At 68.7% G+C, this 15,131-nt stretch carries 16 protein-coding genes; 12 read left to right on the top strand and 4 right to left on the bottom strand.

All coding sequences use genetic code 11. The features are described 5' to 3' along the window. Window position 1 precedes the first annotated feature (1 nt). Window positions 2-346: a RidA family protein gene (locus AABQ55_RS02115; protein WP_023514656.1), complete on the top strand. Its 345-nt coding sequence runs from the start codon at window positions 2-4 to the stop codon at window positions 344-346. A gap of 26 nt (window positions 347-372) precedes the next feature. Further along, complete coding sequence (locus AABQ55_RS02110; protein ID WP_272807097.1) at window positions 373-1,386, top strand: succinylglutamate desuccinylase/aspartoacylase family protein; 1,014 nt, start codon at window positions 373-375, stop codon at window positions 1,384-1,386. 4 nt (window positions 1,387-1,390) lie between these two features. On the opposite strand, the gene AABQ55_RS02105 is transcribed toward AABQ55_RS02110, so the two are convergent. Further along, the gene (locus AABQ55_RS02105; protein WP_272807096.1) at window positions 1,391-2,575 is read right to left on the bottom strand and encodes a hypothetical protein; all 1,185 of its coding nucleotides are present in this window, start codon (window positions 2,573-2,575) and stop codon (window positions 1,391-1,393) included. A 372-nt stretch (window positions 2,576-2,947) separates the two neighbouring features. On the opposite strand from AABQ55_RS02105, the gene purU reads away from it, so the two are divergent. Continuing rightward, entirely contained in the window at window positions 2,948-3,832 is an 885-nt protein-coding gene (purU, locus tag AABQ55_RS02100; protein ID WP_263195050.1) for a formyltetrahydrofolate deformylase, read from the top strand. Window positions 3,833-3,898: 66 nt separating this feature from the next. Here purU and AABQ55_RS02095 read toward each other — a convergent pair whose 3' ends face one another. Continuing rightward, entirely contained in the window at window positions 3,899-5,098 is a 1,200-nt protein-coding gene (locus tag AABQ55_RS02095; protein WP_272807095.1) for an MFS transporter, read from the bottom strand. Between the two features lie 111 nt (window positions 5,099-5,209). Here AABQ55_RS02095 and AABQ55_RS02090 point away from each other — a divergent pair, with 111 nt between their 5' ends. From AABQ55_RS02090 to AABQ55_RS02065, 6 genes are all read left to right on the top strand, one after another. Then, on the top strand, window positions 5,210-6,031 hold the full coding sequence (locus tag AABQ55_RS02090) for an AraC family transcriptional regulator (protein WP_272807094.1): 822 nt from the start codon (window positions 5,210-5,212) through the stop codon (window positions 6,029-6,031). Between the two features lie 127 nt (window positions 6,032-6,158). Then, window positions 6,159-6,938 (top strand): precorrin-6A synthase (deacetylating), encoded by a 780-nt coding sequence (cobF, locus tag AABQ55_RS02085; RefSeq protein WP_272807093.1) that lies wholly within the window; start codon window positions 6,159-6,161, stop codon window positions 6,936-6,938. After that, on the top strand, window positions 6,935-8,278 hold the full coding sequence (gene cobG, locus AABQ55_RS02080; protein WP_272807092.1) for a precorrin-3B synthase: 1,344 nt from the start codon (window positions 6,935-6,937) through the stop codon (window positions 8,276-8,278). Before cobF ends, cobG begins: the two co-directional genes overlap by 4 nt. Next, the gene (locus AABQ55_RS02075; RefSeq protein WP_272807091.1) at window positions 8,275-8,907 is read left to right on the top strand and encodes a precorrin-8X methylmutase; all 633 of its coding nucleotides are present in this window, start codon (window positions 8,275-8,277) and stop codon (window positions 8,905-8,907) included. Before cobG ends, AABQ55_RS02075 begins: the two co-directional genes overlap by 4 nt. A gap of 2 nt (window positions 8,908-8,909) precedes the next feature. Then, window positions 8,910-9,647 (top strand): precorrin-2 C(20)-methyltransferase, encoded by a 738-nt coding sequence (locus tag AABQ55_RS02070; protein ID WP_443021135.1) that lies wholly within the window; start codon window positions 8,910-8,912, stop codon window positions 9,645-9,647. Next, window positions 9,644-10,408: a precorrin-3B C(17)-methyltransferase gene (locus tag AABQ55_RS02065; RefSeq protein ID WP_272807089.1), complete on the top strand. Its 765-nt coding sequence runs from the start codon at window positions 9,644-9,646 to the stop codon at window positions 10,406-10,408. The genes AABQ55_RS02070 and AABQ55_RS02065 overlap by 4 nt, the downstream gene beginning before the upstream one ends. On the opposite strand, the gene AABQ55_RS02060 is transcribed toward AABQ55_RS02065, so the two are convergent. Beyond that, entirely contained in the window at window positions 10,372-11,142 is a 771-nt protein-coding gene (locus AABQ55_RS02060) for a cobalt-precorrin-6A reductase (RefSeq protein WP_272807088.1), read from the bottom strand. The genes AABQ55_RS02065 and AABQ55_RS02060 overlap by 37 nt on opposite strands. On the opposite strand from AABQ55_RS02060, the gene cbiE reads away from it, so the two are divergent. Together cbiE and cobM are read left to right on the top strand one after the other, a co-directional pair. Then, window positions 11,135-12,397: a precorrin-6y C5,15-methyltransferase (decarboxylating) subunit CbiE gene (cbiE, locus tag AABQ55_RS02055; RefSeq protein ID WP_272807087.1), complete on the top strand. Its 1,263-nt coding sequence runs from the start codon at window positions 11,135-11,137 to the stop codon at window positions 12,395-12,397. The two genes, AABQ55_RS02060 and cbiE, sit on opposite strands and share 8 nt — an antisense overlap. After that, entirely contained in the window at window positions 12,394-13,158 is a 765-nt protein-coding gene (gene cobM / locus AABQ55_RS02050; RefSeq protein WP_272807086.1) for a precorrin-4 C(11)-methyltransferase, read from the top strand. The genes cbiE and cobM overlap by 4 nt, the downstream gene beginning before the upstream one ends. Here cobM and AABQ55_RS02045 read toward each other — a convergent pair. Beyond that, a complete protein-coding gene (locus AABQ55_RS02045) occupies window positions 13,155-14,015 on the bottom strand; it encodes a LysR substrate-binding domain-containing protein (protein WP_272807533.1) in 861 nt (286 codons plus the stop codon). The genes cobM and AABQ55_RS02045 overlap by 4 nt on opposite strands. A gap of 78 nt (window positions 14,016-14,093) precedes the next feature. Between AABQ55_RS02045 and AABQ55_RS02040 the strand changes: the two genes are divergently transcribed. After that, on the top strand, window positions 14,094-15,128 hold the full coding sequence (locus tag AABQ55_RS02040; protein ID WP_272807085.1) for a YeiH family protein: 1,035 nt from the start codon (window positions 14,094-14,096) through the stop codon (window positions 15,126-15,128). The last annotated feature ends 3 nt before the right edge of the window (window positions 15,129-15,131 follow it).

Raw genomic sequence — 15,131 nt, 5'->3', positions numbered from 1 at the left:
CATGATCCAGCGTTACCAGAAGGGTTCGCGCATGAGCCAGGCCGTCAGCTATGGCGGGCTCGTCTATATTGCCGGCCAGGTCGCGGAGAACCGCAAGGCCGGCCTCGAGGACCAGACGCGCGACGTGCTCGGCAAGATCGACGCCCTTTTGAAGGAAGCCGGCACGGATCGCTCGAAACTGCTCGCCGTCAATGTCTTCCTGCCGGCGATCGTCGATTTCGAGGCGATGAACGGCGTCTATGATGCCTGGATCGATCCCGAAAACCCGCCGGCCCGCGCCTGCGTCGAGGCCCGCCTTGCCGATCCGGACCTGCGCGTCGAGATGACCGCCGTCGCCGCGCTCTGACACCCCCGCCCGAACTGGAGCTCCCCATGCACAGCGGCCTCGTCAATCCGATCGATCTTTCCCGGGACGGCCGGCAGGCCGGGCATCTCGCCATCCCCTATTCGATCGACCGCTCGCCCTATTACCAGATCCGCATCCCCATCCTGCGGCTGAAGAACGGCGAGGGACCGAGCCTGTTGCTGATGGCGGGCAATCACGGCGACGAATACGAGGGTGAGCTCCAGCTCGGGCGGCTGATGCGCCGGCTCGACGTGACGAAAATCCGCGGCGCCGTCACCATCCTGCCGATGGCCAACCTGCCGGCGGTGATGGCGGCGCGGCGCTGCTCGCCCTTCGACGGCGGCAATCTCAACCGCGCCTTTCCCGGCGATCCGGCCGGCACGCCGACGGCGCGGCTGGCGCATTTCCTCGGACACGAGCTTTTCCCGCATCACGACGCGGTGCTCGACCTGCATTCGGGCGGCATCTCCATGGCGCATCTGCCCTGCACGCTGATCGAGCGGCAGGCGGATGCCGCGCGCTTTGCGCGCTCGGTCGCGCTGATGCGGGCGATGGGCGCCGCGCATGCCTTCATCGCCGACAACGGGCCGGCGGCGCCGACCTCGATGGGCGCGGCGGGACGCGCCGGCACGATCGGCCTTTCCGGCGAATTCGGCGGCGGCGGCACGGTGACGCCGGAGAGCATGGCGTTCACGGCGGCGGCGATCGACCGGCTGCTCATGGCACTCGGCATTGCGAAAGAGCCGGTGCTGTCGCGAGCCCCTCTCGCGGCGCCGCCGGCGCTGCAGCTCCTGTCGCTGTCGCGGCACAGCCAGGGCATCTATGCGGACCGGCGCGGCTGGTTCGAGCCCGCCGTGCCGCTCGGCGCGACCGTCTCGGCGGGCGATCTTGCCGGCTGGTATCACGATCTCGAACGGCTGGAGCAGCCGGAGGAGGAATTGCAGTTTGCCGAAAGCGGCATCGTCATCTCCCACCGGCTGCATTGCGACAGCCAGGCCGGCGACTGCCTGATCCAGGTCGCCGAGCCGATCGACGGCTGAGCCCTCAGGTGATCGCGCCGACGGCTTCCTTCACCCAGTCGAGGCGCTTTGCCGGAATGAGCCCGTAATTGTAGAAGTTCACGCCGTCGGCGCCGGCCTCGACGGCGGCCTTCGCGCGGGCGGAAAGGATGGCCGGGCCATCGACCTCGGGATAGAAGACGCGCAGCCCCAGCCCCAGGAACTTGCCCGGGCCGAGCATCGCCCGGCCGGTGCGGATGACGTCGCCGACGGCCTCCGGCGCCATGTCGTAGCAGCACAGGATCGCGCCGTCGCAGAGCTTTGCGACAGCCTCGAGGTCGACGCCGCCGAGCCAGCCGTCCTTCAGGTCGATCAGCACGATGCGCGTCGCCGGGTCGGCGGCCGCCTTGATCTCGCCGATCAGGCTCGTCACCGGCTCGGTGCGCCAGGCGAGGAAGGCGTGCAGTTCGGGGTGATCGCGGAAGGCGTCGATGCCGGCGGCGGGGAAATCGGGGAACTGCTTTTCCGGCACCGCACGCTCGCACAGTTCGGCGATGAAGCACGCCACCGTTTCTTGCGCGCCGTCCACCGGTATGCCGGCCTTCCGGGCGCGGGTGGTGCAATGGTCGCAGAAGCAGAGCGACAGGAGGAAGTCGTCCTCGGCATTGAGGCCGACGCCGTCCTTCTCATGGTGGTATTCGTGGGCAAAGCCCATGAAGTTGGGGCTTTCCAGCTCCAGCATGTCCGGCCTGTGGTTCACCGTGATGTCGCGCACCAGCGTCACGACATAGTCGCGCGCCGCCGGGCTGGAGGGGCAGAGATTGTAATGGTTGGCATTGCCGAAGGCGTTGCGGGTCACGTGATCGGGATGCAGCATGCCGAGGCGGGTATTGTGCAGGCAGACCGTCCAGCAGGAGACGGCAAGGCCGGTCGTCGCGCGCGCTTTTGTCAGCGCGTCCAGCATGTCGCCGCGGTCAGTGACGTTTTGCGCCATCAGGGGGCGGATTTCCTTGCCCTGCCACAGCGCTTCGTCCGGCCGGAAATAGACGGTGCCGTCTTCCGGGAAGTAGGCCTTCTGCCGCGGGCTGCGCGGCTGGAGGAAGCGGCCGGCATGGTAGGCGGTCGCAAGGCTCACCGTGTTGAGGCCGGCCCGGCCGGAAAGATCGGCGGCGAACGCCTGCAATCCCTGGTCCTGGATGTCCCAGGGATAGGTCCACATGGAAAGATGCATGGCGTGCTCCCGGCGAATCTGTCCATTTTATAGAACATCTGTCCATAATAGTGTCCAGAAGGATTTTCGATGCGGTGCCGCACGGCTTGCATCGCTGCTTGCATTGCTGAAAGAATCCGCCGGTTGCGTCCATCAGGCCGGATGCTCCGGGCGCTTCCGCCGCGCGCCGGAATGGTCCCGTTGGTATTTTCGACGCACTGAATGTCGCGAACCGGAGGGATTCCTTGCAAGAGCGGGGGTAGCTTCTCGCCATTGCAGGGGCTTGCGCGAAGGCAAGCGGCCTGAAATATGCGCCAAGCCGTCCATGCGGCGTATGAAAGGGGATCCGCCGGTGCCAGCCCTCCGCATCGGCCGAACGCGAGAAACGAACCGATGAAGACCTATGTGCTGACCGTATCGTGCCAATCGACCCGCGGCATTGTCGCCGCGATTACCGGCTACCTCGCCGAGAAGGAGTGCAACATCGTCGACAGTTCGCAGTTCGACGACCAGGAGACGGGCCTGTTCTTCATGCGCCTGACCTTCAAGAGCGAAGGCGGCGCAAGCCAGGACGATATCGACGCGGGCTTTGCGCCGGTCGCCAAGGCCTTCGCCATGGCCTACGAGTTCCACAACAGCGACGAGCGCATGAAGGTGCTGCTGATGGTCTCGCGCTTCGGCCATTGCCTGAACGACCTGCTCTACCGCTGGAAGATCGGCGCGCTGCCGATCGACATCGTCGGCGTCGTCTCGAACCATTTCGATTACCAGAAGGTCATCGTCAACCACGACATCCCCTTCCACCACGTCAAGGTGACGAAGGAGAACAAGCCGCAGGCCGAGGCGCGGCTGATGGAGATCGTCGAGCAGTCGGGCGCCGAGCTGATCGTGCTCGCCCGCTACATGCAGGTGCTGTCGGATGCGGTGTGCAAGAAGATGTCGGGCCGGATCATCAACATCCACCACTCGTTCCTGCCGTCGTTCAAGGGGGCGAACCCGTACAAGCAGGCCTTCGAGCGCGGCGTGAAGCTGATCGGCGCGACGGCGCACTATGTGACGGAGGACCTCGACGAGGGTCCGATCATCGAGCAGGACGTGGCGCGCATCACGCATGCGCAGTCGGCGGACGACTATGTGTCGATCGGCCGGGACGTGGAGAGCCAGGTTCTGGCCCGCGCGGTGCATGCCCATATCCACCACCGCGTCTTCATGAACGGCAACAAGACCATCGTCTTCCCGCCCAGCCCCGGTTCCTATGCCTCCGAGCGCATGGGCTGAGCCGAAAGACGACGAAAGGCCGGCGAAACGCCGGCCTTTTCATATTCGGGAACGTCTGCGATGGCCTCAGTGGCTTGCCGGCAGGCGCGGCAGGAAGATGGTGAGGATGCCGAGCAGCGGCATGTAGGAGCAGACCTGGTAGACGAAGTTGATGCCGTGGCTGTCGGCGAAGATGCCGAGCACCGCCGCGCCGAGGCCGCCCGCCCCGAAGGCGAAGCCGAAGAAGATGCCGGCGATCATGCCGACGCGGCCCGGGATCAGTTCCTGCGCGAAGACGACGATGGCGGAGAAGGCGGAGGAGAAGATCAGCCCGATCAGCACCGTCAGCACGCCCGTCCAGAACAGGTTCGCATAGGGCAGCATCAGGGCGAAGGGGATGACGCCGAGGATCGAGAACCAGATGACGAAGCGCGCGCCGAACCGGTCGCCGATCGGCCCGCCCATGAACACGCCGAGCGCCGAGGCGCCGAGGAAGAGGAACAGCATGAGCTGCGCATCGCGCACGCCAAGGCCGAAATTCTCGATCGTGTAGAAGGTGAAATAGCTCGATATGCTGGCGAGATAGGCGTTCTTCGTCGTCGTCAGCAGCACCAGCACGGCAAGCGCCCAGGCGACGCGGCCGCGCGGCAGCGGCAGCGCGCGGCTGACGGCGGGACGGCCGGCGGCAAGCCGCCGCTCGCCGGCATACCAGTTGCCGACCCAGGTGAGGATGACCATGCCGAGGAGCGCGACCGCCGAGAACCAGGCGACGCTCGTCTGGCCGAAGGGCAACACGATGAAGGCCGCGAGCAGCGGCCCGATCGCCGTGCCGGCATTGCCGCCGACCTGGAACATCGACTGTGCAAGCCCGTGGCGGCCGCCGGAGGCAAGGCGGGCGACGCGCGAGGATTCCGGGTGGAAGATCGCCGAGCCGAGGCCGATCAGGCAGGCGCCGAAGACCAGGACCGGGAAGCTGTGCGCATAGGCGAGCATGATGAGGCCGACGAAGGTGCTGCCCATGCCGACCGGCAGCGAGAAGGGCATCGGCCACCGGTCCGTCACGATGCCGACGGCCGGCTGCAGCAGCGAGGCGGTGACCTGGAAGGCCATGGTCAGAAGGCCGATCTGCACGAAATCGAGCGCGTAGTTTTCCTTCAGCAGCGGATAGAGCGACGTCAGCAGCGACTGCATGATGTCGTTCAGCATGTGGCAGGCGCTGACGGCGACGATGATGGAATAGGTGGTGGTGGCGGCGCTGCGGGGCGCTGCGGGAACGACTGTCGACATGGTGGCCTCGAATGATACGCGCAAATTCCGCGTCATGGCTGCTTCCCATACAGGGATTGCCAGCGGCCTGCTTTCGTGCTGAGGTCCATTTCTTACGCGAGTGGGCCAAAGATGGAAAAACTGACCGATGCGCGCCGCAAGGCGCTCGATGACGACCACATCCGCAACCTTTCCCGCATGGAACAGGCGAATACGGATGTCCTGATCCACAGTTCGGAGATTCCGGGCGGTTATACGGTGCCGCCGCACCGCCATCGCCGCACGCAGTTCCTGTGCGTCTTCGCCGGCGTGGTGCTGGTGGGGACGGAGCGCGGGCGCTGGATGATTCCGCCCGGCCATGCGCTGCTCATTCCGCGCGGTCTCGAACATTCCGTCGAGATGCTCAGCGATGTCAGCATGCGCTCGGTCTATATCTATTCGCCGGAAGGCCGGGCCGCCTCGTTGGTTCCCACCGTGCTGGAGGTCACCGACCTTGCCCGCCAGCTCATCACGGAAACCGTCCGGCAGGATGACCTGGCGGAGGACCGCGGGCGCAGCGAACTCGTCATGGCGCTGCTGCTCGACGAGATCGGCCGCCTGCCGGAGCGCCGGCTCGGCCTGCCCTTTCCGGCAAGCGGCCGGCTGGCCGAACTCTGCCGGGATTTCGTCGAACAGCCCTCGCCGGTGGCCAAGATCGACGATTGGGCACGGCGCTTGAACATGAGCCGGCGCACCTTCACGCGCTTCTTCCGGCAGGAGACGGGCGTCAGCTTCGTCACCTGGCGCCAGCAGGCCTGTCTTTTCGCCTGCCTGCCGCGCCTTGCCGCCGGCGAGCCGGTGACGCGCGTGGCGCTCGATGCCGGTTATGAGAGCGTGCCGGCCTTCACCACCATGTTCAAGCGCATGCTGGGGGCCTCGCCGCGCGCCTATCTGACCAGCCGCGCGGCCGCCTGAGTCTCAAAAAGACCGGCAAAGGACGCGATCCGGGGACTGTTTTCCGCCGGCTTTTGGGATTAGGAAGAGGTGCGGGACCCAATTCGGGCCGCGAACCGGGAGCGCGGGGTCGCACGGGAGACGGACTTTGAGAAAGATACTGGTCATCGGGATCGGCGCGGGCAATCCCGAGCACATGACCGTTCAGGCGGTGGGTGCGCTGAACCGGGCGGATGTGCTGCTCATTCCGACGAAGGGCGACGAAAAGGCCTTTCTGGCCGATGCGCGCCGCGAGATCTGCGACCGGTTCCTTGAGAATGCGCGCTGCCGCATCCTCGACTATGCCGTGCCGGTGCGCCGCGCCGACGGCAGCTACGAGGACGGCGTCAACGACTGGCACCGCGCCATCGCCGCCATCTACGAACGCACCCTTCTTGACGACGTCGGCGAGGACGAGACGCTCGGCCTGCTCGTCTGGGGCGATCCGATGCTCTATGACAGCACATTGCGCATCGTCGATCATGTGCGCGCCGCCGGCCGCGTCGCCTTCGAGATCGAGGTCATTCCCGGCATCAGCAGCGTCCAGGCGCTTTGCGCCGGCCATGCCATCACGCTCAACCGCATCGGCCTGCCCGTCGAGATCACCACCGGCCGCCGCCTCGCGGAGGCCTGGCCGGGCGCCGCGCGCGATGCACTCGTCATGCTCGACGGCGTCGAGGCCTTCCGCACGGTGGAGGATCCGGAGGCGGACATCTGGTGGGGCGCCTATCTCGGCACGCCGCACGAGATCCTGCTGTCCGGCCGGCTTGCCGATATCGCCGACACCATCAGCGAGACCCGCCGCAAGGCGCGCGCGGCGCACGGCTGGATCATGGACACCTACCTGATCCGCCGCCCAGCACCCGAGGCGGAGGAGGGCGCGGCATGACGGCGACCTCAGCGATACTTCCGGGCGAAGCCGGTGCGTTGCGGCGCGGCGCCTGCCCCTCCATCGCCGCCCCGATGCGGACCGGCGACGGCCTTCTGGTGCGCCTGCGCCCCGTCGCGACGGCCCTGACGGCACAAGACCTCCTTGCCCTTGCCGATCTGGCGCGGGCGCACGGCAACGGCCTCATCGAGATCACCGCGCGCGGCAATCTCCAGCTTCGCGGCCTTACCGAAGCCTCCGTTCCGCATCTTGCCGCCGGCCTTGCCGCGGCCGGCATTACCCCGCAGACAGGCGTTGCCATCGAGGTGCCACCGCTCGCCGGCATCGACCCGGCCGAGCTTGCCGACGCCGCGCCGCTTGCCGATGCGCTGCGCGCAGCCCTTGCAGATGCCGCCCTGGCGCCCAAGCTTGCTATCGTCGTCGATGGCGGGGGCGTGCTTTCCCTTGCCGACATGGTCGCCGATATCCGCCTCGACGCCGTCGCCGGCGCACAGGGCCTTGCCTGGCGGCTTTCCGTCGGTGGTGATCGCGCCACGGCGATGGCCGTTGCGCTGCTGCCCGGCGAAAGGGCCGTCGAAGGCGTGATGACGGTCGCCGCCGCCCTTGCCGCCACCGGGCCGGCGGCGCGGGGACGGGATCTCGATCCGGCGCTGCTGGCGGCCGCGCTCCGTGCGGATCCGGTACCGCCGCTTTCCGCCGCTTCACCCGTCCATCCGCTCGGCGCGCACCGGATCGGCGCCGAAACGGTGCTGGGGCTCGCCCCGGCCTATGGCCAGATCCATGCCGACCGGCTTGCCGCGCTGGTGCGCGCGCTTGCCGGCTGCGGCGCGACGGAATTCCGCCTTGCGCCGCACCACACGCTGCTGGTGCGTGGGCTCCGTGCGGAAGCGCTTGCCGCCGCGCAGGCCTGTGCGATGCGGGAGCGCGTCTGGAGCACGCAGGATGCGCCCGGGCGGGCCGTCTCCGTCTGTGCCGGTGCCGCCGGCTGCGCCGCGGCCAGCTTCGATACCCATGCCGTCGCCGATGCCCTCGTGGCGGAGGCGGGCGATCTCCTGGACGGCTCCTTCGACGTGCATGTCTCCGGTTGCCCGAAGGGCTGCGCCCATCCGGCCGCCGCCGCCGTCACGCTGTGCGGCACCGCCGCCGGTGTCGGCCTTATTCTTGATGGACGCGCGGGCGATGCCGCCGCGGCGATCCTGCCCGCCGATGCGCTGCGGCCCGCTCTCACCCGTCTCGGCGCCCTCCTGCGCGCGCGTCGTGCGGAAGGCGAGACGGCCGGAAACCTCATCGACCGCACCACGCCCGCCCTTCTTGCTTCCGCTTATCAAGGCCAACAATGACCGATTACGACTACATCAAGGATGGCACGGCCATCTATGAGAAATCCTTCGCGATCATCCGCGCGGAAGCCGATCTTTCGCGCTTTTCCGAAGAGGAGTCGGATGTCGCCGTGCGCATGGTCCATGCCGCCGGCCTCGTCGAGGCGGCGCCGCATTTCGTCTTCGCGCCCGGTTTCGTCGCGGCGGCGCGCGGTGCGCTCCAGGCCGGTGCGCCGATCTTCTGCGATGCCGAGATGGTCGCGCGCGGCGTGACGGCAGCGCGCCTGCCGGCCGGCAACGACGTGCTCTGCATGCTGCGCGATCCGCGCACGCCCGACATTGCCCGGGACATCGGCAATACGCGCTCGGCCGCGGCCATCCGCCTCTGGCTCGATCGCCTCGCCGGCTCCGTCGTCGCCATCGGCAATGCACCGACGGCGCTGTTCTACCTGCTCGAACTCCTGCGGGATGGCGCGCCGAAACCGGCGGCGATCCTCGGCATGCCGGTCGGCTTCGTCGGCGCCGCGGAATCCAAGGATGCGCTCGCCGAGAATTCCTATGGCGTGCCCTTCGCCATCGTGCGCGGCCGCCTGGGCGGCAGCGCCATGACGGCAGCGGCGCTCAATTCGCTGGCGAGGCCGGGACTGTGAACATGGTGGCGAGGGTGACGGGACGACTTTACGGCGTGGGCACGGGACCGGGCGATCCGGAACTCCTGACCCTGAAGGCGGTGCGGGCGATCGGCGAGGCGGATGTGCTCGCCTATTTCGCCAAGGCCGGCCGCGGGGGCAATGGGCGGGCGATCGTCGAGGGCCTGTTGAAGCCCGGCATGGCGGAGCTGCCGCTCTACTATCCGGTGACGACGGAAATCGACAAGGACCACGACGACTACAAGCGCCAGATCACTGCCTTCTACGACGCCTCGGCCGCCGCCGTCGCGCAGCACCTTGCCGCCGGCCGCACGGTCGCCATCCTCTCGGAAGGCGATCCGATGTTCTACGGCTCCTACATGCACCTGCATGTGCGGCTCGCCGACCGTTTCCCGACCGAGGTCATTCCCGGCATCACGGCCATGTCCGGCTGCTGGTCGCTGTCGGGGCTGCCGATCGTGCAGGGCGACGACGTGCTCTCCGTGCTGCCGGGCACGATGGGCGAGGCGGAACTGTCACGCCGCCTCGTCGACACCGAGGCCGCCGTCATCATGAAGGTCGGCCGCAACCTGCCGAAGATCCGCCGGGCGCTGGCAAGCGCCGGGCGGCTCGGCGAGGCGATCTATGTCGAGCGCGGCACCATGCCGACGAGCCGGTCCATGCGGCTTTCCGAGAAGCTCGACGACACCGCGCCCTATTTCTCGCTGGTCCTCGTGCCGGGCTGGAGCAGCCGCGCATGACCGGCCGGCTTTTCGTGATCGGCACCGGGCCGGGCAATCCGGACCAGATGACGCCGCAAGCACGGCAGGCGGTCGAGGCCGCGCGCGAATTCTTCGGCTATTTCCCCTATATCGACCGGCTGAACCTCCGGCCGGACCAGATCAAGGTCGCCTCCGACAACCGCGAGGAACTGAACCGGGCCGAGGCTGCGCTGAGACGGGCGGCCGAGGGTGTCGATGTCTGCGTCGTCTCGGGCGGCGATCCCGGCGTCTTCGCCATGGCGGCCGCCGTCTGCGAGGCGATCGATGCGGGGCCGGACGAATGGAAGAGGGTGGATCTCACCATCGTGCCCGGCGTCACCGCCATGCTGGCGGTCGCCGCGCGCATCGGCGCGCCGCTTGGTCACGATTTCTGCGCCATCTCGCTGTCCGACAACCTGAAACCCTGGGAGGTCATCGAGACGCGGCTGCGCCTCGTGTCCGGGGCCGGCCTCGTGATCGCGCTCTACAACCCGATCAGCAAGGCGCGCCCCTGGCAGCTCGGCCGGGCCTTCGAGATCCTGCGCGAGACGCTGCCGGCCGCAACACCCGTCGTCTTCGGCCGCGCCGCGGGCCGGCCGGACGAGCGCATGCTGGTCATGCCGCTCGGCGAGGCCGAGGCGGAGCGTGCCGACATGGCGACCTGCGTCGTCATCGGCTCGCCGGCAACGCGCGTCATTTCCCGCCCGGGCCTGCCGGACCTCGTCTATACGCCGCGCTTCCTCGAAGAGCCGACGAGATGATCGGCGAGCCGCACCGCATCCTCGACGGTTCCCGCGTGGTGGCTATCGCGCGCTTCCGCCCGCTCGACCAGAACGACGGGCAGGCCGAGAATGCGCGCGGCGACGATCTTGCCATAGGTGGCGTCGCCGCCGGAATTCTTGCTGACGACGACATCGATGCGATGGTCGCGCAGAAGTTCGACCTCCGCTTCCACGGCAAACGGGCCGCGGGCGAGCAGGTAGGCGACGTCGGGGGCGGCAAGCGGCGGATCGACGGGATCGACGCTGCGCACGAGATAGTGGTGCTGCGGCGCGGCATCGAAGGCCTTCGCCTCCTGGCGGCCGATGGCGAGGAACACGCGACGCGGTGCTTCGCCGAGCGCGCTGACCGCCTCGGCCATCGTGGCGACGCACGTCCAGCGGTCGCCCTCCACCGCATCCCAGCCGCGCCGCTCCAGCCGCAGCAGCGGGATGCCGGTCGCCGCGCTGGCGGCGCGGGCATTGGCGGAGATCTGCCGGGCGAAGGGATGCGTCGCGTCGATCAGGAGATCGATGGAATTCTCGCAAAGATAGGCCGAAAGTCCCTCGACGCCGCCGAAGCCGCCGGTACGGACGGGCACGGGCTGCGGCACGGGATCGAGCGTGCGGCCGGCGAGCGACAGCGTGACGGCAAGATCGGCCCTGCCGGCGAGCGCACCGGCAAGGTCGCGCGCCTCCGCCGTGCCGCCCAAGATGAGGATGCGTCGCTTGTCCACGCCTGATCAGCCCCTTTCGACAGCCGCTCCCTGGCTTTCCATCGTCGGGATCGGCGAAGACGGTCTAGCCGGTCTCGGCGATGAGGCCAAGGCCGCGATCGGCCGCGCCGAAATCGTCTTCGGCGGCGCGCGGCACCTGGAGCTAGCCGACGCGGCGATCCGCGGCGTGCGCCACGGCTGGCTCAGCCCCTTCGAACGCTCGGTGGAGGCGGTTCTGGCCGCGCGGGGCCGGCCCGTCGCCGTGCTCGCCTCGGGCGATCCGTTCTTCTACGGCGTCGGCGTCACGCTTTCCCGGCGCATCGCGCGGGCGGAGATGCGCGTCTTCCCGGCGCCCTCCGCCTTCAGCCTTACCGCATCGCGCATGGGCTGGGCCCTGCAGGACACGGTCTGCGTTTCGCTGCACGGCCGTCCCGTCGATCTCATCCGCCCGTACCTCCACCCCGGCTGCCGCATCCTGGCGCTGACCTCGGACAGCGACGGGCCGGCGGTGCTTGCCGCCCTGCTGACGGAAAGCGGTTTTGGCGGCTCGGCGCTGACCGTGCTGGAAGCGCTCGGCGGCGCGCGGGAGCGGGTGAGCCACCATCAGGCCGGCCGGTTCGCCCTCGACGGAGCTGACATGCTGAATGTCTGCGCGGTGGAGGTTGTCGCCGGAGATGGCGCGCGGGTGCTCGCCTGCACGCCGGGCCTCGACGACGGACTGTTCGAGCATGACGGCCAGATCACCAAGCGCGAGGTGCGTGCGCTGACGCTCTCCGCACTTGCGCCGCGCCGCGGCGAGCTTCTCTGGGATATCGGCGCTGGCTCGGGCTCGATCGGCATCGAATGGATGCTGGCCGATCCGTCGCTCCGGGCCATCGCCATCGAGGGCCATGCGGAGCGGGCCGCCCGCATCCGCCGCAATGCCGGGCGCTTCGGCGTGCCGGGCCTTGCCGTGGTCGAGGGGGCGGCGCCGGAGGCGCTTGCGGGACTTGCCGCGCCGGACGCGATCTTCATCGGCGGCGGCGGCAGCGAGGCGGGCGTCATGCCGGCGGCGATCGGCGGCCTGAAGCCGGGCGGCCGACTTGTCGCCAATGCGGTGACGACGGAAATGGAAGCCGTGCTCCTCGCCCAGCATGCCCGGCTCGGCGGTTCGCTGATCCGGATCGACATCGCGCGCGCATCGCCCGTCGGGCAGATGACGGGCTGGCGGCCGGCCATGCCGGTCACGCAGTGGACGTGGGCGAAGCCGGCGCAACCTATCGAGGACGAGGAATGACCGTTCACTTCATCGGCGCCGGCCCCGGCGCTGCCGATCTCATCACCGTGCGCGGCCGCGATCTCATCGGCGCCTGCCCGGTCTGCCTCTATGCCGGTTCCATCGTGTCGCCGGAGCTCCTGCAATATTGCCCGCCGGGCGCGCGCATCGTCGATACGGCGCCGATGTCGCTCGACGAGATCGAGGCGGAATATCTGCGCGCCGCGGCGGCGGGCGAGGATGTGGCGCGGCTGCATTCCGGCGATCTCTCGGTCTGGAGCGCCGTCGCCGAGCAGATCCGCCGGCTGGAAAAGCACGGGCTCGCCTATACGCTGACGCCGGGCGTGCCCTCCTTTGCCGCTGCCGCCGCCGCGCTCGGCCGCGAGCTCACCATTCCCGCCGTCGCGCAGAGCCTCGTGCTCACCCGGGTCTCCGGCCGCGCCTCGCCGATGCCGAACCGCGAGACGCTTGAGAATTTCGGCGCGACGGGGGCGACGCTGGCGATCCATCTTGCCATCCACGCGCTGGACAAGGTCGTCCTGGACCTGACGCCGCTCTATGGCGCGGATTGCCCGGTGGCGATCGTGGTCAAGGCCTCCTGGCCCGATGAGCGCGTGGTGCGCGGCACGCTGGCCGATATCGTGGCGAAGGTCGCCGAGGAGCCGATCGAGCGCACGGCGCTGATCTTCGTCGGCCGCTCGCTTGGCGCGGAGGATTTTTGCGAAAGCTCGCTCTATGACCCCGCCTACCAGCGCCGGTTCCGGGGACGCGACGGGCTTTAGGCCAATAGGGCTTCGAAGGCGAGCGAGGCCCTTGAGCGGTAGCGCTCCTTGTGGCGGAGCAGGCGGAAGGCGCGTTCCGGCAGGTCGAAGGCGATGCGGGCCATGCGGCCGGCGGCAAGGTCGTCCTCCACGACGAATTCGGAGACCGCCGTCAGCGCCTGGCCGGCGAGCACGGCGCTGCGCACGGCTTCGTTGGAAGGCAGGGAGAGCGCGATGTCGAGTGCCTCCTCGGGCAACGCCGCCGTCAGGGCGCGCCGCGTGCCCGAGCCCGGCTCGCGCAGCACCCAGCGGGCGGCGGCCAGATCCTCCGCATCGATGCCGGGCTTGCCGGCGAGCGGATGGTCCGATGGCGCGACGATGACCACCCGGTCGCGCGCAATGATGCGCTGGGCGAGGGCAGGGTGGTCGATTTCGCCTTCGACGAAACCGAGCTCCGCCCGTCCGTCGAGAACCGCCTCGGCAGCCTCATCGGTATTGCCGCCGGTCAGGCGGATATCGATCGCCGGATAGGCGTCGCGGAAATGCATGAGACGCGGCGGCAGCCAGTAGCCGGCGACGGTCTGGCTGGCGGCGAGCGTCAGCGTGCCGCGTTTCAGGCCGCCGATCTCGGTGAGGAAGAGGTCCGCACTGCCCGCCCGTGCCAGCGTCGCCCGCGCCTCCGGCAGGAAGGCCTCACCCGTCTCGGTCAGCTCGATCCGCCGCCCCGTGCGGTGGAACAGCGCGATGCCGTAGCGCTCCTCCAGCACGCGGATCGCCGAGCTGACGGCCGAGGGGGTGAGGTTCAGCGCGTCGGCGGCCTTCGTCAGGTGCTCCCGTTCCGCCACGGCGACGAAGATCCGGAGCTGTTCCAGCGTCATCATCTGTTCGATCCAGTCGAATGAAATGTCCGATATTTACCGATGGATCGAATAGGTTTTCAAGCGCATCGTCCGCGCATGGAAAATTCACCTAACAAAGCAGCAATCCTTGGAATTCGCGTACTTCTGCCCGGCGTGCTCCTGTCCGGCTTCGTGTCGGGCCTCGCGGTGCTCGCCGAACGGCTGGAAATACGGCTTGCCGGCGGGGCGTGGATCGAGGCGCTCGTGCTGGCGATCCTCCTCGGCGCCGCCTGTCGGCTGCTGCTGAGGCGGCCGGCTGTGTTCGATCCCGGCATCGCCTTCTCCGCGAAATACTTCCTCGAGATCGCGATCGTACTTCTCGGCGCGGGCGTCAGCGCCACGGCGATCGCCGGCATGGGCTGGCCGCTGATCGGGGCGATCGCGGCGGTGGTGGGCGTGGTGCTCCTGGCAAGCTATGCCATCGGGCGCGGCCTCGGCCTCTCCCGCACCGTCGCGCTGCTGGTCGCCTGCGGCAATTCGATCTGCGGCAATTCCGCGATCGCCGCGACGGCGCCGGTCATTCGCGCCGATGCGGAGGACGTCGCCTCCTCCATCGCCTTCACCGCCGTTCTCGGCATGGTCACGGTGCTGCTGCTGCCGGTGCTGGTGCCGCTGCTCGGCCTGTCGGCGACGGGCTACGGCGTGATGGCGGGCATGACGGTCTATGCGGTGCCGCAGGTGCTGGCGGCCACCGCCCCGGTCTCCGCGCTCAGCATCCAGATCGGCACCTTCGTCAAGCTCGTGCGCGTGCTGATGCTGGGGCCGGTGATCTTCCTCCTGTCGCTTGCCGCGGGAAAGGAGAGCGGCCGTCGTCCGGCGCTGCACCGGCTGGTGCCGTGGTTCATCCTCGGCTTCCTCGCCATGCTCGCCGCGCGCAGCTTCGGGGTGATCGATGCGGGGCTTGCCGAAGGCTTGGCGCGTGCCGCGACCGTGCTGACGATCCTCTCCATGGCCGCCCTCGGGCTCGGCATCGACCTCAGGCGCGTGATGCGGGCAGGCCCGCGGGTGACGGCCGCGGTCGTCCTGTCGCTCGGCGTGCTGGTCGTCGTGAGCTACGGAATGGTCGTGCTTTTGAACCTTGCGACGGCCTGAGGA

It is taken from the genome of Shinella sp. WSD5-1 (assembly GCF_963942435.1).
GTDB lineage: Bacteria > Pseudomonadota > Alphaproteobacteria > Rhizobiales > Rhizobiaceae > Shinella > Shinella yambaruensis.
This window is presented reverse-complemented; position numbering and strand designations above follow the sequence as displayed.